8 protein-coding genes are annotated in these 19,834 nt (G+C 42.5%); 6 read left to right on the forward strand and 2 right to left on the reverse strand.

Translation table 11 applies throughout. The features are described from left to right. Positions 1 to 144: 144 nt before the first annotated feature. Positions 145 to 1,191 carry a PorP/SprF family type IX secretion system membrane protein gene (locus tag LV85_RS13660; protein ID WP_111320357.1) on the reverse strand — a complete coding sequence of 349 codons (1,047 nt, stop codon included), beginning with the start codon at positions 1,189 to 1,191 and terminating at the stop codon, positions 145 to 147. Positions 1,192 to 1,273: 82 nt separating this feature from the next. On the opposite strand from LV85_RS13660, the gene LV85_RS13665 reads away from it, so the two are divergent. From LV85_RS13665 to LV85_RS13685, 5 genes are all read left to right on the forward strand, one after another. Further along, complete coding sequence (locus LV85_RS13665; protein ID WP_111320358.1) at positions 1,274 to 6,841, forward strand: T9SS type B sorting domain-containing protein; 5,568 nt, start codon at positions 1,274 to 1,276, stop codon at positions 6,839 to 6,841. 1 nt (position 6,842) lies between these two features. Continuing rightward, positions 6,843 to 7,595 carry a peroxide stress protein YaaA gene (gene yaaA, locus LV85_RS13670; protein ID WP_111320359.1) on the forward strand — a complete coding sequence of 251 codons (753 nt, stop codon included), beginning with the start codon at positions 6,843 to 6,845 and terminating at the stop codon, positions 7,593 to 7,595. Positions 7,596 to 7,707: 112 nt separating this feature from the next. Next, entirely contained in the window at positions 7,708 to 11,190 is a 3,483-nt protein-coding gene (locus LV85_RS13675; RefSeq protein ID WP_146260477.1) for a gliding motility-associated C-terminal domain-containing protein, read from the forward strand. A 113-nt stretch (positions 11,191 to 11,303) separates the two neighbouring features. Next, positions 11,304 to 14,054 (forward strand): hypothetical protein, encoded by a 2,751-nt coding sequence (locus LV85_RS13680; protein ID WP_146260478.1) that lies wholly within the window; start codon positions 11,304 to 11,306, stop codon positions 14,052 to 14,054. A 114-nt stretch (positions 14,055 to 14,168) separates the two neighbouring features. Then, complete coding sequence (locus tag LV85_RS13685) at positions 14,169 to 15,395, forward strand: MFS transporter (RefSeq protein WP_111320362.1); 1,227 nt, start codon at positions 14,169 to 14,171, stop codon at positions 15,393 to 15,395. A 97-nt stretch (positions 15,396 to 15,492) separates the two neighbouring features. Here LV85_RS13685 and LV85_RS13690 read toward each other — a convergent pair whose 3' ends face one another. Further along, the gene (locus LV85_RS13690) at positions 15,493 to 16,599 is read right to left on the reverse strand and encodes an SGNH/GDSL hydrolase family protein (RefSeq protein ID WP_245942310.1); all 1,107 of its coding nucleotides are present in this window, start codon (positions 16,597 to 16,599) and stop codon (positions 15,493 to 15,495) included. Between the two features lie 126 nt (positions 16,600 to 16,725). Between LV85_RS13690 and LV85_RS13695 the strand changes: the two genes are divergently transcribed. Further along, positions 16,726 to 19,731, forward strand: coding sequence for a PVC-type heme-binding CxxCH protein (locus LV85_RS13695; protein WP_111320364.1), 3,006 nt, complete (start codon positions 16,726 to 16,728; stop codon positions 19,729 to 19,731). The last annotated feature ends 103 nt before the right edge of the window (positions 19,732 to 19,834 follow it).

Here is a 19,834-nt window from a genome sequence, read left to right on the forward strand (position 1 = left end):
TACGTAGGTTTTGAAAAGACCACAGCGCTAATCCCCAAATAGCTAGACCTCAATTTTCTCCTTTTTATTTAAGCAAAAGGATTGAATAATATGGAGTGTTTGAAAATTACAGTGACTCGTCAATCGTAATTCTAAAATCGTAGGTTAGAATTTAGGGCAAGGAAGCAGTGTATCTCTTCTTCTTGGCTGTCCTTGATGATTGTTTGGCAAAGTCCAAGAAAGACTCAATTCATGCGCACCACCTGACTGAATGCCCAGCTGTGAAACTGTGTAATCAAAGCTGTAGCCTACGTTTAGACCAGAAAGAAGATTGAGACCCACCATCATTACTATCGCATCGCGATTACTTTGCTCCTCCACTTTTTTGTAAGGAAGTCCTCTATACCAAAGTCCAAAAACAATAGGCTCTACATAAAAATAGGCACCAATATCGAGCTGCTCAAATGGTCCTTGTCTTTTATAATTAATCGTAGGAGTCAAATAACGTTCCTTTCGCATATGCGTAAAATCCCCACGCATAGAACCTTCCCCAAGTGAAATCCTGTAGCCTGCATGCGCAGAAAACTTAACTGGCAAGGGACTATCTCCATCAATAAAAGACTGGTTCGGCTGATTCACATGGTGAGCTGATCCACCTATCCAAAAGTCCTCTGTGAAGAACAATCCTCCAAATGAAAGGGAAAGCATATTAACAGGATCACCTAAACCAGGAATATCTGTTCCTGGAGTTATTGGACCAAAAGGATCGTTTGGATTGATTTGATTGGCAAAAACCAAATTTTCATAGAAACCAATTTCACGACGAATATAACTTGCCTGAAATCCAGGTCGGAAATACATCTTATCCCCCAATTTCAGCTCGTAAGAATACATAGCTGCAATGGTAGTGGATCTAAGTTTGGTGGCTCCTTCTGTATCCTGCATCACCATTACACCTATCCCTGAATTGTAATCGTTGAGGTAGGTATCGTAATAAGCAGAATAAGTGGTGAACTGCGCATCAATGCTAGGCCATTGATTTCTATAATTGAAACCTACGCGTCCTGTCAACTCCGATCCAGCAAAAGCAGGATTTAAGTAAAGGGGTGCCGCATAATATTGGCTATATTGCGGGTCCTGGGCAAAAGCATTGGTCCCGAGAAATAGTCCAACCACACAAAGAAAAACAACGTAAACCAGAGACCGTAACAAGTATTTGTTCGTTAATTTGAATATTCAGTAGGCTTCTTCAACGCTACAGATCGTATGTTGTTTTAGAAGCAGTTCGAAAATTATGAAAAGCAGCCCTAATTCCATAAGGTTACCCTACATTTTTACTCTCGCCCTCCTATTTACAACATTTGTATTTAATTCCGACGTCTATTCACAGGGATTTAATGACAATGAGTGGATTTTCGGCTTTTGCGGAGGAGCTACAGAGAATAATTACCTATCATTCGGAAAAGGTAATACCCCTACCGTTCAGACTATTCCTGGATCAATAGTCTTTACAAAAAAAAATTCGGCGCTGGCAATTGACCCAATTACCGGACAGCCCTTTTTCCTTACCAATGGCGAACTGGTCTATGACTATAGCGAAAAGCAAATACAAGGTGTAGGCTCAGGTCTAAATGGAAATATTGATGGAATACAGCAAGTAGCAACTGGATTTTTAGACTATGATCCAGATGGGAACAAACTCTTTTACATTTTCTACCTCTCATTAGGCGGGGAGCTACAGTATGCTGTGGCAGACATGAATGCTCCAGGACAAGCTACTGGAAATGATAGGCCTCTGGGTGAGATCACCTCTAAAGACAATGTAATAGGCAATGGATCTGGAGCACTTTTGGTTGTAAAAAGCTCAGCATCTCCTTCTTATTTAATAAGTTTTGATAATGGGAATCTTATCTCAAGGAGCTTGGATGATGGAGAAGGAAATTTCACGAATACAGGAAGCCAGGTGATTTCCTCCACTCCAAAAATGATCGTCTTCAATGAGGATACCAATCAATTAATCATAATCCCAGACTCAGGTACAGATCCGATTTTAGTCTTGGACTTTGATACCAGCTCGGGAACTTTTGGTGCGGCAAGCCCTATCAGTCAATCTGGAACAGGTGACGAATATGGAGGAGCTGAATTCTCCCCAGATGGTTCCTATATCTATTTCTCCCTAGGAAATGAATTGAAAAGAGTGCCTACCGCTGATCTTTCGTCCAGCCTAGAAGAGATTCCATTGCTGGGTTCGGGAACTCCTCCTACAGGCATTTTTGCGGTGCATGACATCAAGGTTGGGCCTGATGGGAGTCTGTACTACTTATATGAAGAAGAAGTCGGTGGTCCTCAGTTGATGGGAAAAGTTAACAACCCAAATGAGGTCGATTTGATGTTGCTTGAATTGGAAGAAGATCCATTTGCCGGAACAGATTTCTGCGGCACGGTATTCCCCACTTTTGCACCTAATGCAGACATCACATCTACAGTAGATTTCACCTGGTCACCAGACATGCCTTGTGCGAAAAACCCTGTACAACTCACCTCGGTCTTAACTCCAGAAAACTATAGACCAGTAAGTTTTAATTGGAAATTCAGCCCGGAACTCACTGATGAGAATGGAGATCCAATAGATGTGGATTATACGCAAGAGCATTTTCTGATTCCTGCGGATGCCACTCAAGAAACTAGTGTAAACGTCACCCTTACGGTAACTTTTGCCGACGGAGAGACTACCATTGTCAATCATACTATTCCTCTCACTGAAAATAACCTTGAAGCCAATTTCTCTCCTCAGGACACCACCCTTTGTGAATCCTGTATAGATATTGGCCCATTACTTATGGCTCAGTCAGGAGAAGATGATGGAGGCCAAGGTGGCGGAGGAGGTCAAGGCGGCGGCGGTCAAGGTGGCGGAGGCCAAGGTGGAGATGATAATTACGAATATTTCTGGTCTAACTATCGAGATGAAGGCTGGGGAACTAGAAAAGACAATGAAGTCTGTACCCCAGGTTTATACTGGGTGTTAGTTCGTGAGCCAGGCTCCTCTTGCTATGCTTATGCTGAAATCCGCATCAAAATGTGGGATGTACAAGATCAGACGAACAATATCTGGTACTTCGGTGATGGTGCAGGATTGGATTTCAATCCTGATCCCAATGACCCGGATGCTCCTACACCAAGACCAATTGCAACTGCGCACCCGCATGACATACCTGCTGGAACCACAACTATTTCCAGTCAGGATGGAGAAGTGCTTTTCTATACGGACGGGCAATCTGTATGGGATCTCAATGGAGATTTGATGGAGAACGGAGATGACATAGGAGGAGACAATTCAAGTAGCCAAGGAGTGCTCGCAGTGCCTGTGCCAGGAGAAGAAACACTATTCTACCTCTTCACTTCTCAGCTTTCTGCCAATGGGTCTAATGAGGCTAAATACTCTCTAGTTGATATCAAATCCGAAAATCCAACCGGTGTAGGCAATGTCGTAACGAAGGATAATTTCCTTTTCAGCCCGTCTACTGAGCACACGGCTGCATTAGATGCAGGTGATACGACTTGGGTTATGTACCATGAACTGGGCAATAATACCTATAGAGCTTATCCAGTTTCCGCAAATGGCATTGGACTACCTGTTCTCAGTTCTGTGGGTAGCAATCATGGATTCAATTCCGGCGTTGGTGCTATGAAATTCAATTCTGATGGCGACAAAGTGGCGATCACCATTACTGATGGTGGCTGTAATAAGCTGGAAATCTTTGATTTTGACAGCGATACTGGCGAAATGACAGAGTATGCTCGTCTAGACTTGGGATGCGATGGCGAAGTATATGGCTTGGAATTTTCTGAAGATGGAGAGCGTGTACTTGTTTCCTATTTGAGCGGTGGGCCTGGAATAGAGGAATTTATCATCAAGGCAAATGACAACGACGATCCTGACGCGGCAGTTTGTCCCACTTGCTTCGAAGGAGCAAGCACAAGAGCAGAAATAGAAGCCTGTATTCTCAGCACCAAAAATCAGATTTCTCAAACGGCTGGCTTGAACCTAGGAGCTCTGCAAATAGGTCCAAATGGTCAGATATATGTTGCTGTAGTTGGAGATAATAGAATTGGTCAAATCAATGTGGGTTCTGGCTGTAATTCTCAAAGCACCTTTACTCAGGATGGAGTAGATGCAATGCCAGGGAACTCTAATCTCGGTCTACCATCCTTTGTTCAAAACTCAGGAAGCTCCATCCCAGAACCTAGCCTCGCTGCTCCAGAAAGACTTTGTCTTGACCCCGAACTTGGAGCTGGTGCATTACTAGAAGGTGGTGGGGAACCTGATATCGACAGTTATTTCTGGACCATTACCAATCAGGATGATGGCACAGTCATCCGAAATAATTACGGTGGCCCTGGTGATGAATTCCAAAACTTAGATCAAATTTTCAATATAGCTGGCACTTACACAGTGGATCTTAGGGTGGACAGATGTGGAGACCCTACCTACTTTGAAGCGAGTACAGAGATATTGGTAGAAGCGCCACCTGAATTGACTTTAGCAGATGATGCAACTCTCTGCGCCGGCAACCCGGTCACATTAACGGCGATTGATGGCTATGATCCTGCTGAGGGCTTGTATAATTTCGAATGGACTAATGCCGCTGGACAAGTGTTTGGCGACGAAAACTCTAATACAATCACAGTTGATGAAGAAAGCATATATACTGTAAATGTAACTTATAGACTCCCAGATGGACTTTCTGATGATGAAGCACTGCTTTATGAGACTTGTCCTGCGACTGCAGAAATATTCGTGGGTCCAGCCTTCGAATTTGACCTAGATCAGACTACCACTGAAGTATGTTATGAAGAGACCACAGTCACTTTTGCGCCAAACACCCCTATCTCTGGAGAATGGTTCTATGAGCTCAATGGCGACCCTAATCGAGTTGCACTAGGTGAATTCTTTGAACTTGAACTGTATATCAATACACTTCCAGGCCCGGGAGATTATGAGATTATATTCGTCACTCAGGACCCGATTTTAGAGGGATGTGTTGTTGAAAAGAAATTGGATTTGTTGGTCAATGAATTACCGCTTTTCACTTTGGCACAAACTAGTCCAGCGACAGATTGTACCACTGCCGATGGAGCGTTTGAGATCAGCATGCAATCTCCAGCCAGTTTGGTCACTGTAGTAGGTGAAGGTATCACTTTCACAAATGTAAATCAAGGAGATGTACTTCAAGTACCCAATTTACTCCCTGGGAATTATAGTGTAGAAACAGAAAATGCCACAGGTTGTACATTCTCCCAGACTGTTACTATCGAAAATAGTAATCCGCCTGCAGGCTTTGCATATACAGTAGAGGTTGAAGATGAAACTTGTAATGCGACAGGTGTGGAAGATGGATACATTCGTTTTGTATTTGCAACGCCAGTTGATGGAGAGTATATCATCACGCGCCAAGAAGATGGAGCAGTATTCCAAGGAGCGCTCAATGCAACACCGCAAGCCACTATCCATCTAGGTTATGGAGATTATTCTGTAGAAGTACTGGATCCTTCAGGTTGCGCTATCCCAGATCCAAATATCTATTCAATAGCTCAGAAGTTTGAAGTAGTATTCTCTGTACCTTCAGATTTGACAGCTTGTGAAAGCTTCACTTTCATGCCTACTTCTCCGGATGTATTGGATTATACCGTAACGAGTTCAGCAGGAACAGTTATTTCTGCTGATGCGAATGGAGAATATACCCTTACGCTTTCCGACACCTATACAGTAAGAGGAGAAGATCCAACTGGAGTAAATTGCCCAAGAGAAGAGACAATTGTCGCAGATATTACGCAGCCAATTGACTTTGACCTATCTCCACCAATAGTAGATTGTCAAGTTGGTATTCAATACGAAGCGATATTGAACAATGCTGATCCTGCAGATGTGATTTTCCTTTGGAAAGACAATGGAGGAGTAATCGTGGGAAGAAGGCAGGTATTCGTCCCTAGTAGATCTGGAGACTATACGCTGGAAGTTCAGCCAGTAGCTGGCGGCTTATGCCCAACTGACAAAATCCCATTTACTGCCGAAATCATTTCCCAAAAGGTAGAAGTAAGCCTAGACGTAGAACCATTTTGTACTGGACAAACTAGTACCACGATCGCAGTAGTGGCGGATTTGACCAATGTTGATGATTTCGAATGGTACTCAGTGGTCAATGGGACTAGAACCAGAATACCTGCTTTTGATGGAATGCCGATCATCGAAGTATCTCAAGAAGGGACCTATGAAGTATTGCTAAGAAGCAGTGTGGGTTGCGACCTAGGAAGAGCTAATGATATAGTGGTCAAATCCACCATCCTTCCTCCTGTGGTACCAGCAGGATTCACCATCTGTGCAGTAGAAGGTGTCACCCAAACTATCGACCCAGGAGTCTATGACAATTACTCTTGGGAGCTAAATGGCGTGGTAGTTTCCACTGCCCCTACTTTTACCCCTACGGAAGGCGGAATATACGAACTGATAGTATCGGACAATTTAGGTTGTGAATACGTTTCTACCATTGATGTGGTAGAAGATTGTTCTCTGAAAATAATCTTTCCGAATGGCGTAATCCTAAATGACCCAAATAGAAACTTCATCCTCTATGCGAACGAGTACATCGATGATGTAGAAGTCTATATCTACAATCGCTGGGGAGAATTAATCTTCTACTGTACTCACGAAAACTTAGAGCCAAGTCAAGCCTTCTGCCCTTGGGACGGACAGGTCAGAGGGGAATTTGTGCCAAATGGAACATATGCCGTGGTAGTGAAGTTTACCAGCAGAGACCAGAACAAAACAGAAAAATTAACCAAGGCGATTACAGTAATTCAATAATATGCTTATCCTGATTTCACCAGCCAAAACGCTGGATTATAGTGCTCCAAATTTTAAAGAATCTACACAACCTGACTTTCAAACGGATACTCGCTCCTTAGTGAGAATCATGAAAAAGAAATCGGCAAAGGAAATCGCTGAACTGATGCATATCTCAGATAATCTGGCAGAACTCAACGATGAGCGATTCAAAACTTTTCAGAGAGATTTTACTTCAGAAAATTCTAAGCAAGCCATTCTAGCTTTCAAGGGTGATGTGTACACCAAAATCGATGTGGAGGAGTATTCAAAGTCGGATTTTGACTTTGCTCAAGAACACCTAAGAATACTTTCAGGATTATATGGTTTGTTGAAGCCTTTGGATTTGATCCAGCCCTATCGCTTGGAAATGGGAATCAAATTGGAGAATAAAAAAGGTAAAAACCTCTATGAGTTTTGGGACAAGAAGATCTCAAAAGCAATCAATGCAGCAGCTAAGGGACAAGCAATAGTCAATCTTGCCTCTCAGGAGTACTTCAAGGCAGTTCATAAGAAGAGCTTAAAAAGTCCGCTGATCAACATTGAATTCAAAGAGTATAAAGATGACAGCTACAAAATCATCGGCTTCTTTGCCAAACAAGCCCGAGGTATGATGAGTAATTTTGCGATCAAAAACAGAATCACCGAACCCGAGCAGCTGAAGACATTCAATGAGGACGGATATGAATATTCCGAGAAACTGAGCTCTGCGACTGACTGGGTTTTTGTACGTTAAGCCCTAAGATTTTGGGACAAGATGTGAGCAGCGGATTTACTTAAGCACTTTTTTTTCAGCACTATAAAAGCGTAGCTTAGAGTCTTAAAAAATCCGATCACCCTATTCTATTTTGTACTCAAGACTACTCAAATCTTCCGCATTAGCGATTTTATTTGCCCTGGTGTTTTTTATTTCCAAGGGAGAATTGCTTCGCTATTCCACAAATAATGCAACTAGCATTGTTGGAGAAATACATGCAAATGATCCGGAAATCATTGGGCCAGACAAGCTTTGTATCGTCTTTGGAAGTATCATCGGTGATTTTTTTGGAGCTGGAGAGGCGTCTACAGATGTGTACAGTTGGAAGATTTTTGACCCTGCTGATCAGCTTGTTTTCGAAGGAACTGGTGGGGCAGGTTTCCAGACTATTAGTTATACCTTCTCGACTATAGGAGTTCATCGGATAGAATTAGTTGTGCACCGGGCAGGAGTATTGATCAAAGAAGATCAAAAAGAGGTGGAGTTGATTCAGGGACCTACACCCCTCTTAAAGCCTGCGTATGCTATTTGTGCTGGGCAGGAATTAGAACTCCTTGCGATAGATCCAGCAAGCCCTGGATTTTCAGATTACATTTTCAACTGGACGGATGAACTGGGCAATACTATTTCTACTAGCAATAGCTTGAAGACTGGCACTACGGGCAATTATTCTGTGAGCTTTCATTTCTTGAATCAAAATGGAGATCCAGAATGTGAAACGCAGCTTATGACCAAACTATCTGCGTCCTCTACCTTTACCATATCAGCCTCTGAAAGTTCAACCTGCCCAAATCAACAGTTGTCTTTCACGTCTAGCCCTGAAGTTATTGGGGACTGGTCATATGAAAAATCTGGTGGCCCAAGGACATTTATCAAATCTGGATCATCCATCAATATTAGCTCAGATGAATTAGATGGTGCCGGAGATTATAAGATCTTCCTCACGCTGGGCAATGCTGAGAACCCACAATGTGTTCAGGAAAAATCCGTAGACCTCACCTTCACCCCACGACCTGACTTTGAATTTGTGGGCGCTATACCATCTTCAGGGTGCCTCAACCCCGACGGGGCGATCCAAATCCGGGCTTTAACCCAGATAGACCAGCTGCTGGTCGATGGGACTTCCGTGTCTGGCTCCGGGCTTGCTCCTGGAGACATCGTTGATCTAAGCGGATTGAAATCTGGCACCTATACTGTCATTGGCACGCTCGGAAGCTGTATCAACACACTCGCAACAGTGATTCCTCTGGATAACTCTCCTAATCAATTGGAATTTGAAGTCACAGACATCCAACCCGAAATCTGTACTGAAACAGGTAAACAAGATGGTTCTTTCACCATCAGAATAGTAAACGGGAGCCTGACAGGCTCATACAAAGTAATAAACGAGCGAGGTGGAATAATTCGCTCTAGTCCTGTCACCAACCAATCCGAAATCTTAATAGATATCCCTGGCGGACTCTACTTCTTCGAGCTCTTCGATGAAGACATTTGCAGCCTACCGAAAAATGACAAAATAGAAGTACCCTCGCTAGAGCAGGTGGAATTCTCTATCCCAACATCCCTCTCGGTTTGCCAATCTTATGAGCTTATTCCTGAGTCCAGCCAAGCTTTGGAATTCACCCTAATCTTCCCAGATCTAAGCGAACAAACTAAAGCACTCAATGAGCCCTTCACTTTAACTGAAGCTGGAGATTATAAGGTAAAGGGCTTTCTACCAAATCAATCTGCTATTTGTCCTACCCTTAAAGAATTTACGGTGACTCTAGTGGAGCCTGTCACATTTGAGCCTAAACTTATTTCAGAAGACTGTTTTGGAAACAGAACCTATCAAGCGGATATTTTTGGCATTGATCCCTCCACTGTCACCTTCACCTGGTACAATGACGATGATGAAATAGTAGGTAATGGAGAATTTCTTTTCCCTACTTCATTTGGTGAGTTTAAGCTAGACGTACAACCGGCAGGAAGTGCTGCCTGCCCCATTCCTCCAAAAACTATTATGATAGAGAAGCCTGTACTTAGTGTGGATCTAGACTTTACTTATTCCAAACTATGTGAACTTGGTCCTGGATCAATCATCACACTCACATCTGACAGACCAGACGTAATTACAGATATCATTTGGCGCAGATTTGATCAAGACGGAAATATCGAAAATCTGCCAGAATTCGACGATAAATACAAAATCACAGTTACAGAAGCGGGGATCTACGAGGCCTCAGCTTTCAGCATTATCCCTGCTATAGGCAAAGACTGCGAATTGGGTAGGAATTCCTTTGAAATCGAAGTCAGTCCTGATCGTGTAGTATTTGATGTCCCATCGGAATTAGCTATTTGTGAATCTTACGAACTCACTCCAAGCACTAATCAAAACCTTGTCTTTGACATTGCTCAGCCGAACGGAACCACGGTGTCAATTTCAGCAGGAGAGGCGATAACCCTAGATCAGCAGGGTACTTATAGCTTTTTTGGATACAATCCTGATTTCGATGCGCCGCTCTGTCCTGAAATCAAACTAGTGGAGGTTAATATTTTCCAAAAGATAACTTTCTCGCCTGTTTTAGTTGAAGAGAAATGCTCTGGAGAAAAAACATACATAGCAGAAATCGGAAATACTGACCCATCAGATGCGGTATTCACCTGGACAAATAATGCTGGAAATATCATTGGCACAGATCAATTCCTTACACTCAACAGCTATGGTTCATTTGCCTTAGACGTACAGCCTAAAGGCAGTTTTCCATGCGACCAAAAGGCTATCGAATTTGAAGTAGAGGTTCCGGTTTTGGCGGTAGTGACATCCCTTATTGCCGAGCCACTTTGCCCTGATGCCAGCTCTGCAGCTCTACGAGTTGAGGCTGATTTGGAAGAAGTCAGTACCATAGAATGGTGGTTTACTGACCCAAATGGGGTTGAAATCCTTCTTTCCAGCGAAAATGGCAAAGCAGAAATCTTAGCTATCAATGAAGGAACCTATGAGGTCCGCCTTTTAAATCAAGTACGCTGTCTTCTAGGTTACGATAAAGCGTTAATATTGAGAAGTTCAGACTCTGTGAGACCCGAAGTGGAGGAAAGCTATCAGGTATGTCCACAATTTGACATTTCCCCTAGCATAAACCCTGGACAATTTGCCAGCTATGAATGGTATTTTGGAGATAACCTTGAGTCGACTTCTCCTATATTCAAGCCCCTTTCCATAGGCGATTATCGGCTGATTGTTTACTCTGAAGAAGGCTGTGCTTATCAGACCAATTTCACTACTGAAGAAGAGTGTGAGCTAAAGGTCATATATCCAAATGCAGTACAACCAGGCAATCCTGACAAAGAATTCTTGTTGTATACGAATTACCTAATAGACGAATTAGACCTTGTTATCCTAAATAAATGGGGACAAGTGGTTTTCCAATGTTCCGAAACTAATCTAATCTCGGAGGCATCCACCTGTTTTTGGGATGGCACCTTTAATGGAAAAGCTATCCCAAACGGAACCTATGCACTTCGACTTAATTTTAAAAACCATGCCCAAAACATCTCTCAATCCGAATTTGGGTCGATACTTATTATAGAATAACATCCATTGTAATAGATCTAAAAGTATTGGAACATTTTTTGAACCAGAAAGCATAAGAATAATTCATTGATAGCAGGTATTGTTATCTTTGCATACACCCTAATTTGATTTCATTGAAGCCTTATTGCCAATTTCCATTACGGATGATTGGGATGATTTTGGTTTGGACCATCCTTATATTGTCTCCTCAGCTTACCCTGGGGAAGCAAGAAAAAAAACCAAGTAAACCCGAAACTAACTATTCGATAAATGCAGCGCTGGAACTCACCGGTGACAGTAACCTGTGTATTGTCAACAGTGGAGTCATCGGGAGCTATAGTGCTGGCGGTAGTCCTGGGGATGTTTATGAATGGAAAATCAACAAGTCTACAGGGGAAGAAATATTTAACAGGAGTGGCGGTGACCAATATGAGACTATTCAGTTTCTGTACACTGAGATAGGAGATTATGTAGTTTCTCTAAAAATAAGAAGAGGAACTGATGCCAATTTCCACGAAGAGACTTTGGATGTCGTAGTACAAAAGGGCCCTGAATTGGCGATGAAACCAGATTACCTGCTTTGCGCCGATACCCCTGTGCTGCTTATTGCCTTAGACCCTAGCACTCCTAACCTTTCTGACTACACCATTGTGTGGAAATCTCTAGATGAAAATGGTGAGGACGTAATTATAGGATCTGGAAACGAATTCCTAACCAACTCAACAGGATACCACTTTGTGGAGCTATTCCTTACAAATGCAGATGGCTCCCAAGGCTGCACCATCAAGGGATCTACTTATGTCGGTCCAGCGATTGATTATCAAATCACGAAATCCGCTGATCAAATTTGCGAAGGATCTAATCTAACACTGGGCACTGACACTCCATTGACAGGAGAATGGTTTATTCAAAAAAGCACTGCTTCTACTAAAACCAGCTTGGGAAATGCCTTTGAAGTAACGCTAAATTCCAGTGATCTGGATGGTCCTGGAGTATATGAAGTTTTCTTCAGAGCTATTGATGCTAACTATCCAGATTGCCCCTCTGAAAGGAAAATTGACTTTGAATTCTTAGAATCGCCCAAGCTTGACTTACAGATCCTAACCTCTCCAGACGATTGCATCACAGATAATGGTAGCTTTCAGCTTACTAGCGTCAGTGATTTGGATGCCCTCGAGATTCCTGAACTTGGAATATCTCTAGGCCCAATTGCGGCGGGACAAGTACTTACCTACACCAATCTCACACCTAGGGTATATTCTATTATAGCTACCCAAAATGGGTGTGAAATCACCAAATTAGTACAGCTAGACGCGGCAAACCCTCCTGTATCACCTAGCCCGCCAAATCAATTAACCCCACAAGTGAAAGTTTTACCAGAAACTTGTGCTGAAGACGGTGTCATAAAAGGAAAGGTCGAAGTAGATTTTGGACAAGCTATCGGTACAGGGACATATCGCTTATTTTCTACTACAAAAGGTGAAATAGACTCTGGTACTGTTCCCAGCAACGGAGTCTTGGATCTTGATATGTCCTCCGGAAAATACCTTCTAGAATTGATCATAGATGGATGCACCTACCCTACTAAATCTTTCACGATAGATGATCAGCCTGAGGTAGATTTCAGTATTCCAGAAGACTTTATTATTTGTGAAAGCTTTGATTTTATCCCTGAAACAGATGAGGATTTGCTTTTCACCTTGACATACCCAGATGGAAGTATGCAGTCATTGAATGCAGGAGAAGCTTTTTTGCTTACTGAAGGAGGTCAATATTCTTTAAAAGGAGAAGCAAACAGCTCATCTTCAACCCTGTGCGCATTATTTGAGGATTTCAATGTCACCGTTTCTCAAAAAATCACTTTCGCGCCTGAGAAGGTAGAAAGAGGTTGCTTTGACCCCATTCTATATGTTGCTGACATCCAAGGATTATTACCAGAAGAAACCAGCATACGCTGGCTCAATTCAGAGAATGAAATCGTAGGCCGAGGGCTTGAATTCTATCCTTCTACTATAGGTTATTACTCCCTGCTTGTTCAGCCTTTGGCGAGTGGCTTTTGTAACGTAACTCCATTCGAGTTTGAAGTAGTAGCTCCTATCACCGCTGTCCCGATGGTACTCGAAGCTACCAAGATCTGTCCAGAACCTGGGACATCTGTAATTACACTGACTACAGATGAGGATGAGGTTCTAAATACTGAGTGGATTTTTTACGATTCGAATGATCAGCGAAGTGAACTACCTGAATTCGATAATATGATGGAAATCACTGTGGATAAAGTAGGTACTTATGAGGCAGTAGCCTACAACAAGCTGCATTGTGAAATAGGAAGAAGTTTCATTGCAGTGGAAGAAAGCACAATGCTAACCTTACCCGATTTGGATGAGAGTTATCCAATATGCTCAAAGGACAACACACTTCCACCTATCGACCCAGGAGAGTATTCTTCCTATGAATGGTATTTCGAAGGACAACTTGTTTCGACACAGCCTTTATTCAAACCAACCGAAATTGGCAACTACCAATTGTTTGTGACTACCGAAGATGGTTGTGTGTTTGAAGATAGCTTCAGAACCTACGATGTCTGTGACTACCAACTCGTATATCCAAATGCGATGATCATTGGAAATCCTGATAAGGACTTCCGTGTCATTATAAGCGAAGGTATTACAGAGGCAGAACTATTTATTTTAAACCGCCAAGGAGAGCTTATTTACCATAGCGCTACCAATGATATTCCCCTAGAAGAACCCGTACTTTCTTGGGATGGCAGATCAGACGGAAAGTACGTACCTACAGGCACTTATGCAGTCGTTATTGTACTTCGCAACCCACTTTATGGGCTTGATGAAAAAGAAAGAGGATCATTACTCGTATTGTATTAATCTCAGATTTCAGAAGAATATTTTTTATTAGCGGGAAAGCGGAATGCAATATTTTTCCTATTTTTCAGTCTTTACAATCGATTGTTCTTATCCCAAAATTCTAAAACCTATCATATGAATCAAACCATCAACAAAAGCGCACTGTTCAACGGAAGTTGTTTTGCCCTGATTACCACAGGACTATCCTTCTCCATTCGTGCAGGCATCCTCTCTCAACTTGGCGCTGAATTCGACCTAACAGGAGAACAATTAGGTCACATCAACTCCATGTGGTTCTTTGGCTTTCCTATTTCAATGATCCTCGGTGGTTTATTCTACCACTCAGTGGGACCAAAAAACATTATGAAAATTGCTTTTGTAGCACACACACTAGGTGTTCTACTTACTATTTTCGCTGGCGGCTATATTGGACTTCTGATATCCATGCTATGTATAGGTCTTGGAACTGGCTGTACTGAAGCAGCCTGTAACCCGATGATTGCAGATATGTATTCTGGCAACACCATGAATAAGATGCTCAACAGATTCCATATGTGGTTCCCTGGTGGGATCGTGATGGGAGCATTGATCTCGAAGTTTATGACAATTTTTGACCTGGGATGGCAAGCTCAAATGGGAGTTATTATGATCCCAGCGATCACCTATTTTGTCCTATTCTACGGTAAAAAATTCCCTGAGCCAAAAGTGGACGAAGCTACTTCCCTCTCAAGCAATTTAAAATCTATGATGTCGCCATTGTACATTTTCTTGCTTGTATGTATGGCATTTACTGCTATTTCAGAATTTGGACCTGGGCAGTGGGTAGGTGTAATCCTAGGAAGCAGTGGAGCTGATCCAATGATTATTCTAGCACTTACTGCTGGTTTAGTGACAGTTCTTAGATTCTTTGCAGGGCCTGTAGTTTCATCACTGGGTCAAACTGGAGTTCTACTAGGAGGAGCTATTTTCACAGCATTAGGGATTTATTTATTTAGTGTTGTCACTGGGCCTGTAGCATATCTTGCTGCCATCATTTATGGATTAGGATATGCCTATTTCTGGCCTGTTATGGTCGGAGCAGTTGCTCAGAGAGTCCCTTTGAGTAGTGCATTAGGAATGTCTGTAATTGGTGCAATTGGAATGTTCTCTTCAGGATTTTTCCAACCAGTAATTGGTCATTGGATTGATAGTTCTACAGTTGAAAATACTGCAAAAGGACTTACAGGTAATGCATTAGAGCTTGCTACCGGACAGGATACACTTGAGAAAATGATGCTATTCCCTATCATTCTTATTGTACTATTTACCATATTATTCTTCTGGCAAAAAGGCAAGAAACCAGCTGTTTCCGCAGCTCACTAAATTCAAAAAAAGCAGCTTTCGAGCTGCTTTTTTTTTGATCCTTAACCACTTCTTTATCTCTGAATAATAGATCTAGAATTATATGAAAAGAGGAAGCCTAATTGGTTTCCGAAAAAATCACCTTCAGCTTTTTCGCATAGGCTGAAGCATACTTTGCCATTCCCAAGTCTGTAGGATGCGTTCCATCCACAAAGTCATCTGTTCCCATCCCTATCTCTTCTCTACTCAAAGTATAAAGACCGAATACACCCTGCGCTTTTAATTGCATATAACTTTCCTCAAGCCAAGTATTCAAGTTCTTATAAATCTCCGCTCTAGGCTCATACACCAAGCCATCTGAGTAGCCTGCATGCTCAGTCAATAAAATCGGGGTATCTGGATATTTAGCACGTAAGGTGGTAACAGCATACCTGATCTTTTCCTTAATCTCCTCTGATGAAAAACCTGCATTAGGCCCCAGATTAGGTAAGCAATCCAAAATAAAAATAGCTGGATCGATTTGAGAGATATATTCTATAACCTCAGTTTCCATTCTACCATTTCCTGAAAAAGCCAAGTTGATCGTCGGCATATTCATTTCCCTTTCCAAAATATTTGTCCAAGCCATGCCCGGTCGAGAAGCACAAGCCCCTTGCGCAATGGAAGTACCATATACCAGAATAGGCTTTTCAGTACGTTTCGCTTTGAAGGCAAAACTCTTTCCTTCAGGAACACCAATTTTTAAATCCGTCAATCCGTTGTATAGCGGCAAGAAAAGCTGGAAATCTTTGGCCGAGCCAGCCTCAGTATCAAGTCGAAAAACATAGCTCACCTCTTCTCCGAACTTATAATTTCCTCTAACCCAGTGCTGCTTTCCTGACTCATTTTCCACATACAAATCCACTCCTGACACGCCAGTGGCAGGCATATGAGGCATTTCCAGATTCTTTGACGTTGGAGTATAAGAAACTTGGATCTCAGGACTATCAGAGCTAAAGCTGATGGAAAGTCCAGCAGTTTGTCGGGACAAATTCCATACGGGAGTTCTAACTATATTTTCGGCAGAACTAGGAAGCCTGTTAAATCCTATATCATCCCAGCCCCTACCTTCCAGGGCTGCAATCATAGCTGGACTTTCGCCATGCCATTGGATTTCCTGCGCAATAGAATTATTCCAAAGCAGCAGTAGAATTAAAGTAACCAAAACCTTCATAGTATTTATCATACCTAAACATAAGATATTGAGAGGAAAAAACAGGTGAACCTTACCTTTTAGCATGTATTTCATCCGCTTTCATAACTTTTCACTAATTTGATTTTCTAATGATCAAACCCTATTAACCACCCTCCTATGTTTAAGAAATTAACGATTCTCAGTTTGCTGGGATTATCCCTTTTTTCCTGCGAAAAAAAACCTGAACTACTCAACGATGAGGCGTATTCCAAGCTTAGTGAGGAGGAAAAGAGAAGTCCAGAACATGCCTTAGATGGGATCATCCTAGCAGACGATCGGCTAGAGCTCACGCTTTTTGCATCTGAACCTATGATGTCAAACCCTACCAACATGGACATCGATGACCGTGGGCGGGTCTGGATAGCAGAGGCATATAATTACCGTACCACTTTGAACCCAAGAAATCCAACGAGAGCTGAAGGAGATCGGATCTTGATTCTAGAGGACACGGATGGCGATGGTGTAGCAGATGAATCCAAGGTTTTCTACCAAGGAAATGACATCAATGCGGCATTGGGAATTGCTGTACTTGGTGATAAAGTGTATGTATCTGTCAGCCCTTATGTATATGTATTCACTGATGCTGACGGAGATGATGTACCTGAGAAAAAAGAAATTTTATTTGAAGGTGTAGGTGGTGTGCAGCATGACCATGGTATGCATGCCTTTACTTTTGGGCCTGATGGCAAATTGTATTTCAACTATGGAAATGCCGGTGAAGGCTTACATAATGCGGACGGCACTCCGATTCTTGACCCACTTGGCAGACCTGTCAATAATCAAACTCAACCTTATAGAGAAGGAATGGTTTTCCGAATGGATCCCGATGGTTCAGATGTGGAAATACTAGGATGGAATTTCAGAAATAATTATGAAGTCGCCACAGACAGCTACGGCAGAATGTGGCAGTCTGATAATGATGATGATGGCAACAGAAGTACTCGGATCAACTATGTGATGGATTACGGCAACTATGGCTTCAAAGACGAGTTTACGGGAGCTGGCTGGAGATCTAGAAGAATCAACATGGAGGATTCCGTGTATCAACAGCACTGGCATTTGAATGATCCGGGGGTAGTTCCAAATCTCCTCCAAACTTATGCGGGTTCGCCTACAGGCATTTTGGTATATGAGGGAAAATTACTTCCTGAAGAATACCAAAATCAAGTAATCCACTCTGATGCTGGGCCAAATATCGTGAGAGCTTATCCAGCGGTTCCTTCAGGGGCTGGTTTCACTGCAAAAATCATCAATCTACTTGATGGGAATTCCAGAGACAATTGGTTTAGACCATCCGATGTGACTGTAGCACCAGATGGTTCCTTATTCATTTCAGACTGGTATGATCCAGGAGTAGGTGGTCATGCAATGGGAGATCTGGACAAAGGTCGAGTTTATAGGTTAGCGCCAAAAGAGATTGATTATAAAATCGGCAAGCCTGATTATACCAGCGTTTCTTCTTTGATCAATTTACTACAAAACCCTAACCGTGCGACACACTTCAAGGCTTTTATGGCGCTGGTCGCAAAAGGCGATGAAGCAAAAGATGCGCTTGAGAAATTATTTACCGATGGTGAAAGTCGAATGAGAGCCAGAGCCTTCTGGGTACTCACCAAACTTCCCAATGGAAATGATTACATCAAAACCGCAGCTTCAGACAATGATGAAAACATCCGAGTAGCAGCTATTCGAGCTTATAGAAATAATAAAATGAGCGATGTATCATTTTTGCTTGAAATGGCTGGAGACGAATCTGCGCAAGTTCGTAGAGAAGTCGCCCTGGCTATTCGATATAAGTCTGCTCCAGAAGTATGGCTAAAGCTTGTCGATGGATACGAAAGCGGAGATCGATGGTATTTGGAAGCTCTGGGAATTGCCGCAGAAGGATTCTGGGACGACTACCTACCTCTTTACCTAGACGCGACTGGTTCGGGATGGATGGAAAGTCAAGAAGCTAAGGATATTGTCTGGAGATCACGAGCTACCAACACAGCAAATTTGTTGGGAAAAATCATACTTACCCAGCCAGGCCGAGACAATCAGACTTATTATCGCGCATTGGATTTCCAATCACCCACTGCCAAAAGCGAGACCTTAAAATCACTACTGGCAAATGTAACTGAGGAAGATCAGTTGATCATTTTGAGACAGATCAATTTTGATTCTGAAAATCCCGATAGACAAATTCTTACACTCGCCAAACAAACCGCAGGAAGCATCGCTGATGACAGAGACTTTTTGGATGTGGTGAGCAAGTATGGCTTGACAGATCAAAAAGCTCGATTAGAAAAACTGGTATACCAGTCTGAGAACAATCAATATTCGCAAATGGCAGCAGGCATCTATGGCTCGCTATATGGAATAGCTGATATAGAAAAGTCTTTTGACAATACTGATCAAGCAAAGCGTATTTTGGCCATTCAAAAGTTTGGAACGATTGACAATGAGGCTATGGCAAAAGTACTTGCCAAAATCTATACAAACCAATCGGAGCCCCTGGAAGTAAGAACTGTAGCAATGGAAGCGGCGAAAGGTTTTAACTCAGAGCCGTATCTGTGGGAGCTAGCGAAATCAGACCAAATCCCAGCTGATATGTTACCAATCGCGCAGAAAATTCTTCTCTCATCTTGGAATGGAAATATTCGAGCCGAAGCGAATGCGTTCTTCGGCGACTCAGCTAAAAACGAGTACGATATTGCGAAAATGACAGCAGCGACAGGCTCTGTGGAAAATGGAAAAACCATAGCTTCCAATTATTGCCTAGCCTGTCACAAGGTTGGAAATGAGGGCATTGACTTTGGCCCAGGACTGACTGAAATCGGAGACAAACTATCCAAAGAGGGACTATTCAATTCCATCATCAATCCATCCGAAGGCATGGGTTTTGGATACGAGACTCAATTGGTAAAAATGAAGGATGGCACTGAGTTCACCTGTATTGTCAATTCGAAAACTGAGAATGATCTCGTTGTGAAATTGCTAGGATCGGGCGAACAGAAAATCTACAAACTTGTGGATGTGGAAAGCGTAACGCAGCTGGATGAATCTTTGATGCCTAAGTTTCCGCTTTCTGAAACTGAATTGGTGGATTTAGTTAGCTATCTGGAGACATTGAGGAAATAAGAAATCCACACTTTAAAATAATGAGCTCAAATCCCAGTTTATGGAAATAGGCTGGGATTACAAACATATCAGCGATGTAGAAAGTGCAGGCATTTAATCCCAC

The sequence above is a fragment of the Algoriphagus chordae genome, assembly GCF_003254055.1.
Lineage (GTDB): Bacteria > Bacteroidota > Bacteroidia > Cytophagales > Cyclobacteriaceae > Algoriphagus > Algoriphagus chordae.

What these genes read in the sequence shown, in the direction of transcription:
- LV85_RS13665 (WP_111320358.1), top strand. Translation starts at nt 1,274, where the DNA reads ATGAAAAGCAGCCCTAATTCCATAAGGTTACCCTACATTTTTACTCTC.
- yaaA (WP_111320359.1), top strand. Translation starts at nt 6,843, where the DNA reads ATGCTTATCCTGATTTCACCAGCCAAAACGCTGGATTATAGTGCTCCA.
- LV85_RS13685 (WP_111320362.1), top strand. Translation starts at nt 14,169, where the DNA reads ATGAATCAAACCATCAACAAAAGCGCACTGTTCAACGGAAGTTGTTTT.
- LV85_RS13690 (WP_245942310.1), bottom strand. Translation starts at nt 16,599, where the DNA reads ATGATAAATACTATGAAGGTTTTGGTTACTTTAATTCTACTGCTGCTT.
- LV85_RS13695 (WP_111320364.1), top strand. Translation starts at nt 16,726, where the DNA reads ATGTTTAAGAAATTAACGATTCTCAGTTTGCTGGGATTATCCCTTTTT.